We start from the raw sequence: 15,703 nt of genomic DNA on the forward strand, positions 1-15,703 counted from the left end.
ACCGACATAATGTGCCGTCTGACTGCCCAGCGAGTCTCTTTGCTCGCTAGCATTCAACTCTCACTGTAAACTGCGGGGGTTTTTCTCCCCCAATCCGTTCGGAGCCATACATGTCCCGCGTTACCCTGAGTCGCTATCTGATTGAGCAGACCCGCAGCAACAATACCCCTGCCGATCTGCGCTTCCTGATCGAAGTGGTGGCGCGTGCGTGCAAGGAAATCAGCCACCACGTGTCCAAGGGCGCCCTTGGCGGCGTGCTGGGCAGCATGGGCACCGAAAACGTGCAGGGCGAAGTGCAGAAGAAGCTGGACGTGATTTCCAACGACATTCTGCTTGAAGCCAACGAGTGGGGCGGCCACCTGGCCGGCATGGCGTCCGAAGAAATGGACAACGCCTACCAGATCCCGGGCAAATACCCGAAAGGCGCTTACCTGTTGGTCTTCGACCCGCTGGATGGCTCGTCGAACATCGACGTCAACGTCTCGGTCGGTACCATCTTCTCGGTACTGCGTTGCCCTAACGAATACCTGAGCCAGAACGAAACCCTCAACGAAAACGCCTTCCTGCAGCCAGGTACTCAGCAAGTTGCCGCCGGTTATGCCATCTACGGCCCGCAGACCATGCTGATCCTGACCCTGGGTAATGGCGTCAAGGGTTTCACCCTCGACCGCGAACTGGGCAGCTTCGTACTTACCCACGAAAACATTCGCGTACCGGAAACCACTGCTGAGTTCGCCATCAACATGTCCAACCAGCGTCACTGGGAAGCCCCGGTACAGCGCTACGTGGGCGAATTGCTGGCTGGTGAGACCGGCCCGCTGAAGAAGAACTACAACATGCGCTGGATCGCCTCGATGGTGGCCGACGTGCACCGTATCCTGACCCGTGGCGGTCTGTTCATGTACCCGCGCGACGCTCGTGAACCGAGCAAGCCGGGCAAACTGCGCCTGATGTACGAAGCCAACCCGATGTCGTTCATCATCGAACAGGCCGGCGGCGCGTCCACCAACGGTTACGATCGCATCCTCGACATCCAGCCAGAAAGCCTGCACCAGCGTGTGTCGGTCATTCTCGGCTCGAAGGAAGAGGTCGAGCGCGTTACCGCCTACCACAAGGAGTAAGTCATGCTCGCACCTTGGCAGCCGTTGCTGGAATGGTGGTTCGGTTGGGGAGCCAGTCCCCAGGCCGTGGCTGACGAGAAGAGCACGCTGTGGTTCGGCAAGCATCACGATGCTGACGCCCAGGCGCTGTTCGGCGACCTGGTCGAGCATGCCCTGGCGGGTGGGCTGGACGAATGGCAGCAGAGTCCGCAGGGCTGGCTCGGCCTGCTGCTCTTGCTCGACCAGCTGCCACGCATGATCTACCGCGACACACCGCGCGCTTTCGAGGGTGACCGGCGTGCCCAGGTGGTGGCCATGCAGGGCCTGCAAAAAGGCTGGGATTACCAACTGCTGCCGATCCAGCGGGTATTCGTGCTGCTGGTGCTGGAGCATGCCGAGGTGCTGGACTGGCAGAACCTGTGCGTCGAGCGTTATCAGGTGCTGCTCGATGAGCAGCCGGAGGCCAATCGTCGGCTGTTCGAGGGGTTCCTCGACTATGCCCAGCAGCACCAGCGGGTGATCGCCCGATTCGGCCGCTTCCCGCATCGCAACCTGCTGCTGGAGCGGCCTAGCACCAGTGAAGAGATGGACTTCCTGCTTGAACCAGGGTCCAGATTCTGAAAGACCAGGGGGCCGCAATGCGGCCCCCTTTGCTTTACGCGCAAAAAACCTGCCGCCTCCTGCCTGTCGACCAACGGTGTAGAACGAAAGGGTGTGTGTGAGGGAACCAGGGACCGTTTTTCCCGTCGAAGGTCCCTGCAGGCCACTCGCCTGTGTCCACCTTCCAGGAGTGTCCCTTCATGTCGTTGCGTTCCCTCGCCCTGTTGTCCTTGTGCGTCGTCCTGACTGCGTGCAGCAAGATCAATCAGGAAAACTACTCCAAGCTCAAGGCCGGGATGAACAAGGCCGAAGTCGAGCAACTGCTCGGCACGCCTACCGAATGCTCCGGCGCGCTGGGCATGAGCAGTTGCACCTGGGGGGACGAGAAGCGCTTCATCAGCGTGCAATACGCAGCAGACAAGGTACTGATGTACTCAGGGCAGGGCCTCAAATGAGGCGTCTGCAGCTGCTGTTGGGGTTGTGCCTGGTGATGCTGTTAGGTGGCTGCGCCACCTCGGGCAACGACCCGCTGGCACCGAAGACGGCGGGCAATGTCGACCTTAAGCGCTATCAGGGCAAATGGTTCGAGCTGGCACGCCTGCCGATGCCTTACCAGAGCGATTGCGCCCAGTCCGAGGCCCATTACAACCTCAAGCCCGACGGTTCGTACGGTGTGCTCAACCGCTGCCGCACCCTGGGCGATGAGTGGCTGCGTGCAGAAGGCCATGCCAACATTCAGGAGGCGGGGCATACCGACAAGTTGTGGGTAGAGTTCGACAACTGGTTCACCCGCCTGGTGCCCGGTTTGACCAAAGGGGAATACTGGATTCTCTACGTGGATGAGCGCTATCGCACCGCGGTGGTCGGCAGCCCGGATCGTAAGTACCTGTGGATCCTGTCGCGTACGCCGAGCCTGCCAGCTTGGGAGCGCGAGAGTTTGCTGTCCAAGGCGCGGCAGCAGGGCTATGACACCAGTCGGCTGATCTGGCGGGCGGCGGACAAGCAGATCGTCCAGATGCATTGAGGCCGTTTGTCACTGCCCGCGCCGGCGTGCCGGCGACAGGGCAGTGACAAAGCAACCCGTCAGCCGAGCAACTGCCGCAGCACTTGGATAAACGCCAGCCCGCTTTCCTCTTCCTGCGCATGCCGCCCCTGGCGCACTACCCACTGCCCGTTGACCATCACATCGCGCACCTGGCGATCGCCACCGGCGAACAGCCAGCGGTTGAGAATCGCATCCCCGGTCGCCATGGCGATATACGGGTCCTGCCCATCGAGCACCAGCCAATCGGCACGTTTGCCCACCGCCAGTTCACCAACCGGTTGTCCAAGCGCCTGAGCGCCGCCCACCAAGGCTGCGTCATACAACGTGCGTCCGACCATCGGCTGGTCTTCACGGTAGAGCCGGTTGCGCCGTTGGTCACGCAGACGCTGCCCGTATTCCAGCCAGCGCAGCTCCTCGACCACGCTCAGCGAAACATGGCTGTCTGAACCGATACCCATGCGCCCGCCCTGGGCCAGGTAATCCACGGCCGGGAAAATACCGTCGCCCAGGTTGGCCTCCGTGGTCAGGCACAGCCCGGCCACGGCGCCGCTGCGGGCCATGGCCGCGACCTCGTCGGGCTGCGCGTGGGTGGCATGCACCAGGCACCAGCGCGAATCTACCGGCACATGCTCATACAGCCATTGCAGAGGGCGCAGGCCGCTCCAGGCAAGGCAGTCGTCGACTTCCTTCTGCTGTTCGGCGATATGAATGTGGATCGGGCATTGTGGGTTGCCCGCTGCCAGTACCTCGGCAATCTGCCCCGGCGTGACCGCCCGCAGGGAGTGGAAGCACAGGCCCAGTTGCTGTGCCGGTTGTGCAGCCAGCAGGGGGGCAAGTTGCGCTTGCAGGCTCAGGTACCGCTCGGTGGAGTTGATGAAACGGCGTTGCCCTTCGTTGGGGGCCTGGCCGCCAAAACCTGCGTGGCTGTACAGCACTGGCAGGAGTGTCAGGCCAATGCCGCTGCTGGCTGCCGCAGCGCTTATGCGGCGTGACAGCTCGGCAGGGTCGGCGTACGGCTTGCCCGCCTGGTCATGGTGTACATAGTGGAATTCGGCCACCGAGGTGTAGCCTGCCTTGAGCATCTCGATGTACAGCTGCCGGGCAATGACTTGCAGCTGCTCGGGGCTGATCTTGCCCACCAGCCGATACATCAGCTCCCGCCAGGTCCAGAAGCTGTCATTTGGGTTGCCCGCCACTTCCGCCAGGCCTGCCATGGCGCGTTGAAACGCATGCGAATGCAGGTTGGGCATGCCAGGCAGCACGGGCCCTTGGAGGCGCTCGGCGCCCTCTGCGCTGGCACCGGCGTCAATGGCGGTCAGGTGGCCATCGGCGGCTACCTCAAAGCGGACATGGTCGGCCCAACCGCTGGGTAGCAGGGCACGTTCGGCGAAATAGGCGGGCATTTGCGCTATCCTGTTAGTGTTCAACTTGTATATACATATACAGCCGTTTGCCTGCCGGGTAAACTCCGGCAAGCTACCGCTCAATCAATTCGCACAAGGACCAAACGCCGTGCCGACACCTCCTGTCTCCGCGCTGGTAGCCCAGATGGGCGAGGGCCCGGCGCCGTTGTATGCCCGGGTCAAGCAGATGATCATCCAGCAGATCGAAAACGGCAGCTGGCCGCCACACCACCGGGTGCCTTCGGAAAGCGAACTGGTCAGCGAGCTGGGCTTCAGCCGCATGACCATCAACCGCGCATTGCGCGAGCTTACTGCCGAAGGGTTGCTGGTGCGCATGCAGGGCGTCGGTACGTTCGTGGCCGAACCCAAGACGCGTTCGGCGCTGTTCGAGGTGAATAACATTGCCGACGAGATTGCCGCCCGTGGCCATCAGCATAGTTGCAAGGTCATCACCCTCGCCGAGGAAGCGGCCGGGTCTGAACGTGCCCTGGCCCTGGATATGCGCGAAGGCCAGCGGGTGTTCCATTCGTTGATTGTGCACTACGAAAACGGCCTTCCGGTGCAGATTGAAGACCGCTATGTCAACGCACAGATCGCCCCGGACTACCTCAAGCAGGATTTCACCCGGCAAACGCCCTATGCCTACCTGTCCCAGGTGGCACCGCTGACCGAGGGTGAGCATGTGGTCGAAGCGATTCTGGCCGAGGCCGATGAGTGCCAATTGCTGCAGATCGAGGGTGGCGAACCGTGCCTGTTGATCCGCCGTCGTACCTGGTCCGGTCGCCAACCTGTTACCGCTGCGCGGTTGATTCACCCCGGTTCCCGTCATCGCCTGGAAGGACGTTTCAGCAAATGAGCCAGTTGCAGTGGTTGCGCGCCAAAGACTACCCACGCATGCCGTGGAAGAACGGCGGTGGTTTCACCGAAGAAATCACCCGTGACGCCGGCGATGGGCTGGAGGGTTTTGGCTGGCGCCTGTCGATTGCCGATATTGAAGCGTCGGGTGGCTTCTCTAGCTTTGCCGGTTACCAACGCATCATTACCGTGTTGCAGGGGGATGGCATGCGTCTGACAGTGGACGGTGAACCCAGCCGGCCGCTGCTGCCGTTCGACGCCTATGCGTTCAGTGGCGAAAGCCAGGTGAGCTGCACCTTGCTCGGTGGCGCGATCCGCGATTTCAACCTGATCTATGCGCCCGCGCGTTACCGGGCGCGGTTGCAGTGGTTCAACGGCGGTAGCCGGTTGTTCACTGCTGCCAGTAGCGTGCTGGTGTTCAGTGCCCAGGCCGAGCTGCAGGTGCGTATAGATGGCCTGGTGCAGCCGGCGCTTGGGCTGTATGACTGCTTGCAGGTGGGCAGTAACGACCGTTTGCTGGAAGTGGATGTGCTGGGCCGCTGCTGCGTCATTGAACTGTCTCAGCTTTGCTGATGGTGCTACCGGCCCGTTTGCGGTTTACCCCTGAACGGGCTGCTAAAGCCGCCATGAGAGTTACCCGGTAACGCTTCCTGATGGAGCACCCTGTTACCGAATGCCCCAAGATGGCGCAATGCTGTCCCGCCTGTCATTCGCCGCGCTAAGCGCTCCGCAATTTTTTTCCTCCTCCTCTATCCCTTGTTCTGCGTGGTCTGCAAGGCCTCCGCCTGGCGCGGGTTGCAGCCCTGGATGGCGACTTGGCAATTCAATTGCATATGCTTGTATGTACAAGTAAAGCCAAGTGCGTGAAAGTGGATAGGCCGTCCCTTTCGCGCTGTAGAGACCGCACCACTGGCCCGCCGATCGCGTCGGGTTTGGATAGATCGCTCGAGGAGCACTTTTCGTGACTGACAACAAGCTGAACAAATTCCGTGACGTCGAGATCCGCGCCCCGCGTGGCAACAAGCTGACGGCCAAAAGCTGGCTGACCGAAGCGCCACTGCGCATGCTGATGAACAACCTCGACCCGCAGGTTGCCGAGAACCCAAAAGAGCTGGTGGTGTATGGCGGTATCGGCCGGGCTGCGCGCAACTGGGCCTGCTACGACAAGATCGTTGAATCGCTCACCCAGCTCAATGACGATGAAACCCTGCTGGTGCAGTCGGGCAAGCCGGTCGGCGTGTTCAAGACCCACGCCAACGCCCCGCGTGTGCTGATCGCCAACTCCAACCTGGTGCCGCACTGGGCCAACTGGGAACACTTCAACGAGCTGGACGCCAAGGGGCTGGCCATGTACGGCCAGATGACCGCCGGCAGCTGGATCTACATCGGCAGCCAGGGCATCGTCCAGGGCACCTACGAAACCTTCGTGGAGGCTGGGCGCCAGCACTACGGTGGTAGCCTGAAAGGCAAGTGGGTACTGACTGCCGGCCTCGGTGGCATGGGGGGAGCCCAGCCACTGGCCGCGACCTTGGCCGGTGCCTGCTCGCTGAACATCGAATGCCAGCAGAGCCGCATCGACTTCCGTCTTGAAACCCGTTATGTCGACGAGCAAGCCACCGACCTCGACGACGCCCTGGCGCGCATTGCCAAGTACACCGCCGAAGGCAAGGCCATCTCCATCGCCCTGCACGGCAACGCCGCCGAGATCCTCCCCGAGCTGGTCAAGCGTGGCGTGCGCCCCGACATGGTCACCGACCAGACCAGCGCCCACGACCCGCTCAACGGCTACCTGCCGGCTGGCTGGAGCTGGGAGCAGTACCGTGACCGCGCCCAGACCGAGCCGGCTGCCGTGGTCAAGGCGGCCAAGCAGTCCATGGCCGTGCACGTGCAGGCCATGCTGGACTTCCAGAAACAAGGTGTGCCGACTTTCGACTACGGCAACAACATCCGGCAGATGGCCAAGGAAGAAGGCGTGGCCAATGCCTTCGACTTCCCAGGCTTTGTCCCAGCCTACATCCGCCCGCTATTCTGCCGCGGCATCGGCCCGTTCCGCTGGGCTGCGCTGTCGGGCAACGCCGAAGACATCTACAAGACCGACGCCAAGGTCAAGGAATTGATCCCTGACGACGCTCACCTGCACCGCTGGCTGGACATGGCCCGCGAGCGCATCAGCTTCCAGGGGCTGCCGGCACGTATCTGCTGGGTTGGCCTGGGCCTGCGTGCCAAGCTGGGCCTGGCGTTCAACGAGATGGTGCGCAGCGGCGAGCTGTCGGCACCGATCGTGATCGGCCGCGACCACCTGGACTCCGGTTCAGTGTCCAGCCCCAACCGTGAAACCGAAGCCATGCAGGACGGTTCGGATGCCGTGTCCGACTGGCCACTGCTCAACGCCCTGCTCAACACCGCCAGCGGTGCTACCTGGGTGTCCTTGCACCATGGCGGCGGCGTCGGCATGGGCTTCTCGCAGCATTCTGGCATGGTGATCGTGTGCGACGGCACCGATGAAGCGGCCGAGCGTATCGCCCGGGTGCTGACCAACGACCCGGCCACCGGGGTGATGCGTCATGCCGATGCGGGTTATCAGATTGCGATTGATTGCGCCAAAGAGCAGGGGTTGAATCTGCCGATGATTACTGGCTGATAGGCCCTGGGGCTGCGGCGCAGCCCTATCGCCGGCAAGCCGGCGCCCACAGGGTTCAACGCGGTACATGTGGGCGCTGGCTTGCCAGCGATAGGGCCGCGAAGCGCCCCCTGATCGGCCCTTTTGCTTGCAAGGACTGCCGATTTCCACTTTCAAGTTTGGGAGCGTCACGCAATGAAAACCAATAAGACCTTGCTTGCCTCGCTGTTCACCCTTGGCCTGCTCGGCTTTGCCGGCAGCAGCCAGGCGGCTGGCTGGTGCGAGTCTGGCAAACCGGTGAAGTTCGCCGGACTGAACTGGGAAAGCGGCATGCTGCTGACCGATGTGATGCAATTTGTGCTGAAGAATGGCTACGGCTGCACCACCGATAGCCTGCCCGGCAACTCCATCACCATGGAGAACGCCCTGGGCACCAATGACATTCAAGTTTTCGCCGAAGAGTGGGTCGGCCGCAGCGAGGTATGGAAGAAGGCCGAAGCCGCCGGCAAGGTGGTCGGCGTCGGCGCCCCGGTCGTGGGCGCGCAGGAGGGCTGGTACGTACCCCGCTACGTGATCGAGGGCGATGCCAAGCGCAAGCTCGAGGCCAAGGCGCCTGAACTCAAGAGCGTGGCAGACCTGAGCAAGTACGCCAGTGTGTTCAAAGACCAGGAAGAGCCCAGCAAGGGGCGCTTCTACAACTGCCCGGCCGGGTGGACCTGCGAGCTGGACAACACCAAGATGCTCAAGGAATACGGCCTGGAAAGCAGCTACACCAACTTCCGCCCCGGCACCGGCCCGGCGCTGGATGCTGCAGTACTGTCGAGCTACAAGCGCGGCGAACCGATCCTGTTCTACTACTGGACCCCAACCCCGCTGATGGGCCAGGTCGACCTGGTCAAGCTGCAGGAAAAAGACGGTGTGGACAAGACCGTCTCGATCAAGGTCGGCCTGTCCAGGGCCTTCCACGAGCAAGCCCCTGAACTGGTTGCGGTGCTGGAGAAGGTCAACCTGCCTATCGACCTGCTGAACCAGAACCTGGCGCGCATGACCAAGGAAAGAATCGAATCGCCGGCACTGGCCAAGCTGTTCCTCAAGGAACATCCTGAAGTCTGGCAGGCCTGGGTCAGCGAAGAGGCTGCCAAGAAAATCAACGCGGCGCTTTAAGCGTCCTCAGCTGATGAGTGGGACCTATGTTTCCTGACAACCTGACATTCTCCATCGCCGACTGGGTCAACGGTTGGGTCGATGCGCTGGTGACCAATTACGGCGATGTGTTCCGGCACATCTCCGACACCCTGTTGTGGGCTATCGTCAGCCTCGAAGGGCTGTTGCGCGCCACCCCGTGGTGGCTGATGCTCGGTGTGGTAGCGCTGATCGCCTGGCACGCGACACGACGCCTCCTGCCGACCCTGGTAATCACTGGCCTGTTGTTCCTGGTCGGCGCCGTGGGCCTGTGGGACAAACTGATGCAGACCCTGGCACTGATGCTGGTAGCCACGCTGATCTCGGTGCTGGTGGGCATCCCCCTGGGCATCCTGTCGGCGCGCAGCAACCGCCTGCGCGCGGTGCTGATGCCGTTGCTGGACATCATGCAGACGATGCCCAGCTTCGTTTACCTGATCCCGGTGCTGATGCTGTTCGGCCTGGGCAAGGTGCCGGCGATCTTCGCCACCGTGATCTATGCCGCGCCGCCGCTGATCCGCCTGACCGACCTGGGCATTCGCCAGGTAGACGGCGAGGTGATGGAGGCGATCAACGCCTTTGGCGCCAACCGCTGGCAGCAGTTGTTCGGCGTGCAACTGCCCCTGGCCCTGCCCAGCATCATGGCGGGTATCAACCAGACCACCATGATGGCCCTGTCGATGGTGGTGATCGCCTCGATGATCGGTGCCCGTGGCCTGGGCGAGGACGTGCTGGTGGGCATCCAGACCCTCAACGTCGGCCGTGGCCTCGAAGCGGGCCTGGCCATCATTATTCTCGCGGTGGTGATCGACCGCATTACCCAGGCCTATGGCCGGCCACGCCATGAGGTGAGCAAATGAGCACGCAGCCGATCAGCAAGATCGAAGTGAAGAACGTCTTCAAGATCTTCGGCGATCGCGCCGAAGAGGCTCTGCAGCTTATCCGCAACCAGCAGGGCAAGGAGCAGGTGCTGGCGCAGACTGGCTGCGTGGTCGGGGTCAACGACTTGTCGCTGTCCATCGGCAGCGGCGAAATCTTCGTCATCATGGGCCTTTCCGGGTCGGGCAAGTCGACCCTGGTGCGCCACTTCAACCGCCTGATCGACCCCACCAGTGGGCAGATCCTGGTGGATGGCGAGGACATCCTGCAGTACGACATGGAGGCCCTGCGCGAATTCCGCCGGCGCAAGATCAGCATGGTGTTCCAGAGCTTCGGCCTGCTGCCGCACCGCAACGTGCTGGACAACGTCGCCTATGGCCTGAAGGTGCGTGGCGAGAGCAAGCAGTTGTGTGCCGAGCGTGCCCAGCAGTGGATCGAGACGGTGGGCCTCAAAGGCTACGAGAAGAAGTACCCGCACCAGCTGTCTGGCGGTATGCGCCAGCGCGTCGGCCTGGCCCGGGCGTTGGCGGCTGACACCGACATCATCCTGATGGACGAGGCCTTCAGTGCCCTGGACCCGCTGATCCGTGCCGAAATGCAGGACCAGTTGCTGGAACTGCAGAAGACCCTGCACAAAACCATCGTTTTCATCACCCATGACCTCGACGAAGCCGTGCGCATCGGCAACCGCATCGCCATCCTCAAGGACGGCCGTCTGATCCAGGTAGGCACCCCCCAACAGATCCTCCACAACCCGGCCGACGAATATGTCGACCGTTTCGTCCAGCGCCGCGCGGTCGCGGTATGAGGAGCACCATGTCGCAAGCTGAAACTGTAGTCATCACTACCGCCCCACTGCGCTGGCAGGACATCGCCGCCGTGGCCCGACATGGCGCACGCCTGGAGCTGGCTGCGGCGGTGTGGGCGGGGATCGACAATGCCCAGGCGATCGTGCGCCATATCGTTGAAAGCGGTGAGCGGGCCTACGGCGTGAATACCGGCCTGGGCGCGCTGTGCAATGTGTCGTTACAGGGTGAGCAGCTCAGCCAACTGTCGCGCAACACCCTGCTCAGTCACGCCTGTGGTGTGGGCCCAGTGCTGCCTGACGAGCAAACCCGGGCCATCATCTGTGCTGCTATTGCCAACTACAGCAAAGGCAAGTCCGGTATCCAGCGCGCGGTGGTCGAAGCGCTGCTGGCCCTGCTCAACCACGGTATTACGCCGCAGGTTCCATCTCAGGGCTCCGTCGGCTACCTGACCCACATGGCCCATATCGGCGTATGCCTGCTGGGCATCGGCAAGGTCAGTTACCGAGGGCAGGTCGTCGAGGCGGCTCAGGCCCTGGCCGCCGAAGGGCTGGCACCGGTGCAGCTGGGGGCCAAGGACGGCTTGTGCCTGGTCAATGGCACGCCGTGCATGACCGGCCTGGCCAGCCTGGCCCTGGAAGACGCCAGCCGCTTGCTGCAATGGGCCGACGTGATCGGTGCCATGAGCTTCGAGGCCCAGCGTGGCCAGATCGCAGCCTTCGACCCCGAGATCATCGCGCTCAAACCGCACCCGGGCATGCAGCAGGTGGGTGAAAACCTGCGCGCCCTGCTTGCTGACAGCGAAGTGATCGCCTCCAGCAAAGGCATCCGCACTCAGGATGCATTGAGCATCCGTTCGATTCCGCAAGTGCACGGCGCGGCTCGTGACCAGCTGGCCCATGCCGTGCGGCAGATCGAGGCCGAGCTCAACGGGGTCAGCGACAACCCGATGCTGTTGGGTACCCCGGAAGATTTCCGTGTCGTGTCCCAGGCCAACCCCCACGGTCAGTCGGTGGCCATGGCTGCCGATCTGCTGGCCATCGCCATGGCCGAGATCGGCTCGATTGCCGAGCGCCGCCTGGATCGCCTGGTCAACCCGCACGTCAGTGGCCTGCCGGCGTTCCTGGTGAGTGAACCGGGGGTCAACTCCGGCATGATGATCGCCCAATACGTCGCCGCCTCGTTGTGCGCGCAGAACCGCCAGCTGGCGCAACCGGCAGTGCTCGACAACTATGTCACCTCGGGCCTGCAGGAAGACCACCTGAGCCTGGGCACCAACGCCGCGCTCAAACTTCACCAGGTGCTGGAGAACTGCACCCAGATACTGGCGATCGAGTACCTGCTGGCAGCTCAGGCTTTCGAGTTCCTCAAGGAGCAGCGCTTCGGTGTCGGTACCGGCGCCGCCTGGCGTTTGCTCCGTGAACAGGTACCGCCTTACCTGCAGGACCGCTGGCTGGCGCCGGACATCGCCCAGGCCGCTGCGCTGTTGAAAGCATCGCAAGGGCCGCAGCCGGTGCTGTCGACACTGCATTGAACAATCACAAGGAGTAAGCCCATGGAAGCCCTGAACCTCATTCCTGGCCGCCTGACCCTGGCCCAGCTGCGCCGCATTCACCAGGCACCGCTGCGTCTGAGCCTGGATGCCAGTGCAGGTGCGGCCATCGATGCCAGCGTTGCCGTTGTCGAGCGGATCATCGCCGAGGATCGCACCGCCTATGGGATCAACACCGGCTTCGGCCTGCTGGCCTCGACCCGTATCGCCAGCCATGACCTTGAAAACCTGCAGCGCTCACTGGTGCTGTCCCACGCCGCTGGCATCGGTGCGCCGCTGGACGACGCCATGGTGCGCTTGATCATGGTGCTCAAGATCAACAGCCTCAGCCGTGGTTTCTCCGGCATTCGCCGCAAGGTCATCGATGCGCTGATCGCCTTGGTCAATGCCGAGGTCTACCCGCATATTCCGCTCAAGGGCTCGGTCGGTGCGTCCGGCGACCTGGCGCCGCTGGCGCACATGTCGCTGGTGTTGTTGGGTGAGGGCAAGGCCCGCTACAAGGGTGAATGGCTGTCGGCCAGCGAGGCCCTGGCGGTGGCGGGCCTCGAGCCGCTGACCCTGGCCGCGAAGGAGGGCCTGGCACTGCTCAACGGTACCCAGGCGTCCACCGCGTATGCCCTGCGCGGCCTGTTCCAGGCCGAAGACCTGTTCGCCGCGGCCATCGCCTGCGGCGGCCTGACCGTCGAGGCGGTGCTGGGGTCGCGTTCGCCGTTCGACCCGCGCATCCATGCCGCGCGTGGCCAGCTTGGGCAGATCGACACGGCCGCCTGCTTCCGCGACCTGCTGGGCGACACCAGCGAAGTATCGCTGTCGCACAAGCACTGCGGCAAGGTTCAGGACCCGTACTCGCTGCGGTGCCAGCCTCAGGTCATGGGCGCATGCCTGACCCAGCTGCGGCAGGCCGCTGACGTGCTGGCGATCGAGGCCAACGCGGTGTCGGACAACCCTCTGGTGTTCGCCGACGAAGGCGATGTGGTTTCGGGCGGTAACTTCCATGCCGAGCCCGTCGCCATGGCGGCCGACAACCTGGCCTTGGCCATCGCTGAAATCGGCGCGCTGAGCGAGCGCCGTATCTCCCTGATGATGGACAAGCACATGTCGCAGTTACCGCCGTTCCTGGTGGAAAACGGCGGGGTCAACTCCGGCTTCATGATCGCCCAGGTCACGGCGGCGGCCCTGGCCAGCGAGAACAAGGCGCTGTCGCATCCACACAGTGTCGACAGCCTGCCGACCTCGGCCAACCAGGAAGACCACGTGTCCATGGCACCCGCCGCGGGCAAGCGTCTGTGGGAGATGGCCGAGAACACCCGTGGTGTATTGGCCATCGAGTGGCTGGGCGCGTGCCAGGGCCTGGACCTGCGCGAGGGGCTGAAAACCTCGGTCAAGCTTGAGCAGGCGCGCCAGGTGCTGCGCCGCGAAGTGCCGCACTATGACCGCGACCGGTTCTTCTCCCCCGATATCGAGGTAGCCAGCGCGTTGTTGGCCGAAGGGAAACTGACAGGGTTGTTGCCCGCCGGCGTGCTGCCAAGCCTGTAATGCCGGCAGGGCCGTACCACCATCGCCCACAGGTTGTTGATTTTCGAAGTGCCCGGTGCCGTCCCCGACACCGCGGCGCCTTCGCCAGTTACGGAGACAGTGAATGAGAACCCTCTGGCAGCACTGCCATGCGGCAACCATGGCCCAGGGCAGCTACTCGATCATCGAGGATGCGGCCATCATCAGCAATGCCGGGTTGATCGAATGGGTCGGCCCACGTAGCGATGTCCCGCCGTTGGAGATCGCCCGCCGTGTCGACCTGGGCGGCGCCTGGGTGACCCCGGGGCTGATCGATTGCCACACCCATGCGGTGTTCGGTGGCAATCGCAGCGGTGAATTCGAACAGCGCCTGCAGGGCGTCAGCTATGCCGAGATCGCCGCACAAGGCGGTGGCATTGCCAGTACCGTGCGGGCCACCCGTGCAGCCAGCGAAGACGAACTCTTCGCCAGCGCTCGCCAGCGCGTTCAGGCGTTGATGCGCGATGGCGTGACCACGCTGGAGGTCAAGTCGGGCTATGGCCTGGACTTGGCCAACGAGCGCAAGATGTTGCGCGTGGCCCGGCGCCTGGCGGATGAACTGCCGCTGTCTGTTCGCACCACCTGCCTGGCCGCCCACGCGTTGCCACCGGAATATGCGGGGCGGGCAGATGACTACATTGCACACATCTGCAACGCGATGCTGCCGGCCCTGGCGGAAGAAGGGTTAGTGGATGCGGTGGATGCGTTCTGCGAGCACCTGGCATTCTCCCCGGCGCAAGTCGAGCGGGTGTTCATCAAGGCCCGCGAGCTGGGCCTGCCGGTGAAGCTGCACGCCGAGCAATTGTCGTCGCTGCATGGCTCAAGCCTGGCGGCGCGTTACCAGGCGTTGTCGGCCGACCATCTGGAGTTCATGACCGAGCAAGACGCTGTCGCCATGGCAGTGGCTGGCACCGTCGCCGTGCTGCTGCCGGGCGCGTTCTACTTTCTGCGTGAAACACAGTTGCCGCCGATGGACGCCCTGCGCCGCCATGGGGTGAAGATCGCCCTGGCCAGTGATCTCAACCCGGGAACCTCGCCAGGACTGTCGCTGCGCCTGATGCTCAACATGGGCTGCACGTTGTTCCGCATGACCCCGGAAGAAGCGCTGGCCGGTGTGACGGTGCATGCCGCCACGGCCCTGGGCCTGGGTGAGAGCCACGGCTCGCTGGAGGCCGGCAAGGTGGCGGACTTCGTCGCCTGGCAAATCGAACGCCCCGCCGACCTGGCCTATTGGCTCGGTGGCGACCTGCCCAAGCGCGTGGTGCGCCGGGGCCACGAAATTTCCAACTGAGCGAGGCGAGATGGACAAGGTATTGAATTTCCACAAGGGCCGGTTGCCTCTGCTGATCAGCATGCCCCATGCGGGCCTGAAGCTAACTTCGAGCGTGCAGGATGGCCTGGTCGATCAGGCGCGCAGCCTGCCTGATACGGACTGGCACATCCCGCGCCTGTATGACTTCGCCCGCGAACTGGGTGCCAGCGTGCTGGCCGCCGAGTACTCGCGTTTCGTCATCGACCTCAACCGCCCGGATGACGACAAACCGCTTTACGCGGGCGCCACCACAGGGCTGTTCCCGTCCACTCTGTTCGACGGGCAGCCACTGTTCAAGGACGGCAAGGTGCCGTCTGCCGAAGCGCGTAAAACCTACCTCGATGCAATCTGGCGGCCCTATCACGAGACGCTTCAGGCTGAGCTGGCGCGCCTGCGTGATGAGTTTGGCTATGCGTTGCTCTGGGATGCTCACTCGATCCGCTCGCAGATCCCGCACCTGTTCGACGGCAAGCTGCCGGACTTCAACCTGGGCACCTTCAACGGCGCCAGTTGCGCTCCCGAGCTGGCTGAGCGGCTACAGGGCGTATGTGCCCAGGCCCAGGGCTACAGCCATGTACTGAATGGGCGCTTCAAGGGCGGCCATATCACCCGCCATTATGGTGACCCGGCCAACCGTGTTCACGCGGTGCAACTGGAGCTGGCCCAGAGTACCTACATGGATGAACAAGAACCCTTCAGTTACCGCGAAGACCGAGCCGTCCCCACCCAGGCCGTGCTGCAGCAATTACTGCGCACGGTCCTGGAGTGGGGCCAGCTCAGGTTCGGCCGGTAGGG

15 protein-coding genes are annotated in these 15,703 nt (G+C 63.3%); 14 read left to right on the forward strand and 1 reads right to left on the reverse strand.

Annotated elements, in window-relative coordinates; translation table 11 throughout:
• Positions 1-110 precede the first annotated feature (110 nt).
• The 4 genes from L6D80_RS08115 to L6D80_RS08130 all read left to right on the forward strand — a co-directional run bounded on the left by L6D80_RS08115 (position 111) and on the right by L6D80_RS08130 (position 2,724).
• The gene (locus L6D80_RS08115) at positions 111-1,121 is read left to right on the forward strand and encodes a class 1 fructose-bisphosphatase (RefSeq protein WP_054900368.1); all 1,011 of its coding nucleotides are present in this window, start codon (positions 111-113) and stop codon (positions 1,119-1,121) included.
• A gap of 3 nt (positions 1,122-1,124) precedes the next feature.
• Positions 1,125-1,721 (forward strand): DUF924 family protein, encoded by a 597-nt coding sequence (locus L6D80_RS08120; protein ID WP_054900367.1) that lies wholly within the window; start codon positions 1,125-1,127, stop codon positions 1,719-1,721.
• A 179-nt stretch (positions 1,722-1,900) separates the two neighbouring features.
• The gene (gene bamE, locus L6D80_RS08125; protein ID WP_054900366.1) at positions 1,901-2,155 is read left to right on the forward strand and encodes an outer membrane protein assembly factor BamE domain-containing protein; all 255 of its coding nucleotides are present in this window, start codon (positions 1,901-1,903) and stop codon (positions 2,153-2,155) included.
• Positions 2,152-2,724: a lipocalin family protein gene (locus L6D80_RS08130; RefSeq protein WP_176512584.1), complete on the forward strand. Its 573-nt coding sequence runs from the start codon at positions 2,152-2,154 to the stop codon at positions 2,722-2,724. The genes bamE and L6D80_RS08130 overlap by 4 nt, the downstream gene beginning before the upstream one ends.
• A 59-nt stretch (positions 2,725-2,783) precedes the next feature.
• Here the strand turns inward: L6D80_RS08130 and L6D80_RS08135 are convergent, their stop codons facing one another.
• On the reverse strand, positions 2,784-4,148 hold the full coding sequence (locus tag L6D80_RS08135) for a formimidoylglutamate deiminase (protein ID WP_176512583.1): 1,365 nt from the start codon (positions 4,146-4,148) through the stop codon (positions 2,784-2,786).
• Between the two features lie 145 nt (positions 4,149-4,293).
• On the opposite strand from L6D80_RS08135, the gene hutC reads away from it, so the two are divergent.
• The 10 genes from hutC (at position 4,294) to hutG (ending at position 15,701) form a co-directional block, all read left to right on the forward strand.
• On the forward strand, positions 4,294-5,004 hold the full coding sequence (gene hutC / locus L6D80_RS08140; RefSeq protein ID WP_176512605.1) for a histidine utilization repressor: 711 nt from the start codon (positions 4,294-4,296) through the stop codon (positions 5,002-5,004).
• On the forward strand, positions 5,001-5,576 hold the full coding sequence (locus tag L6D80_RS08145; RefSeq protein ID WP_176512582.1) for a HutD/Ves family protein: 576 nt from the start codon (positions 5,001-5,003) through the stop codon (positions 5,574-5,576). Before hutC ends, L6D80_RS08145 begins: the two co-directional genes overlap by 4 nt.
• 388 nt (positions 5,577-5,964) lie before the next feature.
• Positions 5,965-7,644 (forward strand): urocanate hydratase, encoded by a 1,680-nt coding sequence (gene hutU, locus L6D80_RS08150; protein WP_054900361.1) that lies wholly within the window; start codon positions 5,965-5,967, stop codon positions 7,642-7,644.
• A gap of 174 nt (positions 7,645-7,818) precedes the next feature.
• On the forward strand, positions 7,819-8,787 hold the full coding sequence (locus L6D80_RS08155; RefSeq protein WP_054900360.1) for an ABC transporter substrate-binding protein: 969 nt from the start codon (positions 7,819-7,821) through the stop codon (positions 8,785-8,787).
• Between the two features lie 26 nt (positions 8,788-8,813).
• Positions 8,814-9,665, forward strand: a complete 852-nt coding sequence (locus L6D80_RS08160; RefSeq protein WP_176512581.1) for an ABC transporter permease — start codon at positions 8,814-8,816, stop codon at positions 9,663-9,665.
• A complete protein-coding gene (locus L6D80_RS08165) occupies positions 9,662-10,492 on the forward strand; it encodes a quaternary amine ABC transporter ATP-binding protein (RefSeq protein WP_054900358.1) in 831 nt (276 codons plus the stop codon). The genes L6D80_RS08160 and L6D80_RS08165 overlap by 4 nt, the downstream gene beginning before the upstream one ends.
• Before the next feature lie 8 nt (positions 10,493-10,500).
• A complete protein-coding gene (gene hutH, locus L6D80_RS08170) occupies positions 10,501-12,024 on the forward strand; it encodes a histidine ammonia-lyase (protein ID WP_054900357.1) in 1,524 nt (507 codons plus the stop codon).
• A 21-nt stretch (positions 12,025-12,045) separates the two neighbouring features.
• On the forward strand, positions 12,046-13,578 hold the full coding sequence (gene hutH, locus L6D80_RS08175; protein ID WP_176512580.1) for a histidine ammonia-lyase: 1,533 nt from the start codon (positions 12,046-12,048) through the stop codon (positions 13,576-13,578).
• A 103-nt stretch (positions 13,579-13,681) separates the two neighbouring features.
• Positions 13,682-14,887 carry an imidazolonepropionase gene (gene hutI, locus L6D80_RS08180; protein WP_176512579.1) on the forward strand — a complete coding sequence of 402 codons (1,206 nt, stop codon included), beginning with the start codon at positions 13,682-13,684 and terminating at the stop codon, positions 14,885-14,887.
• A gap of 10 nt (positions 14,888-14,897) precedes the next feature.
• A complete protein-coding gene (hutG, locus tag L6D80_RS08185) occupies positions 14,898-15,701 on the forward strand; it encodes an N-formylglutamate deformylase (protein WP_176512578.1) in 804 nt (267 codons plus the stop codon).
• The last annotated feature ends 2 nt before the right edge of the window (positions 15,702-15,703 follow it).

It is taken from the genome of Pseudomonas ceruminis, from assembly GCF_021602025.1.
Lineage (GTDB): Bacteria > Pseudomonadota > Gammaproteobacteria > Pseudomonadales > Pseudomonadaceae > Aquipseudomonas > Aquipseudomonas ceruminis.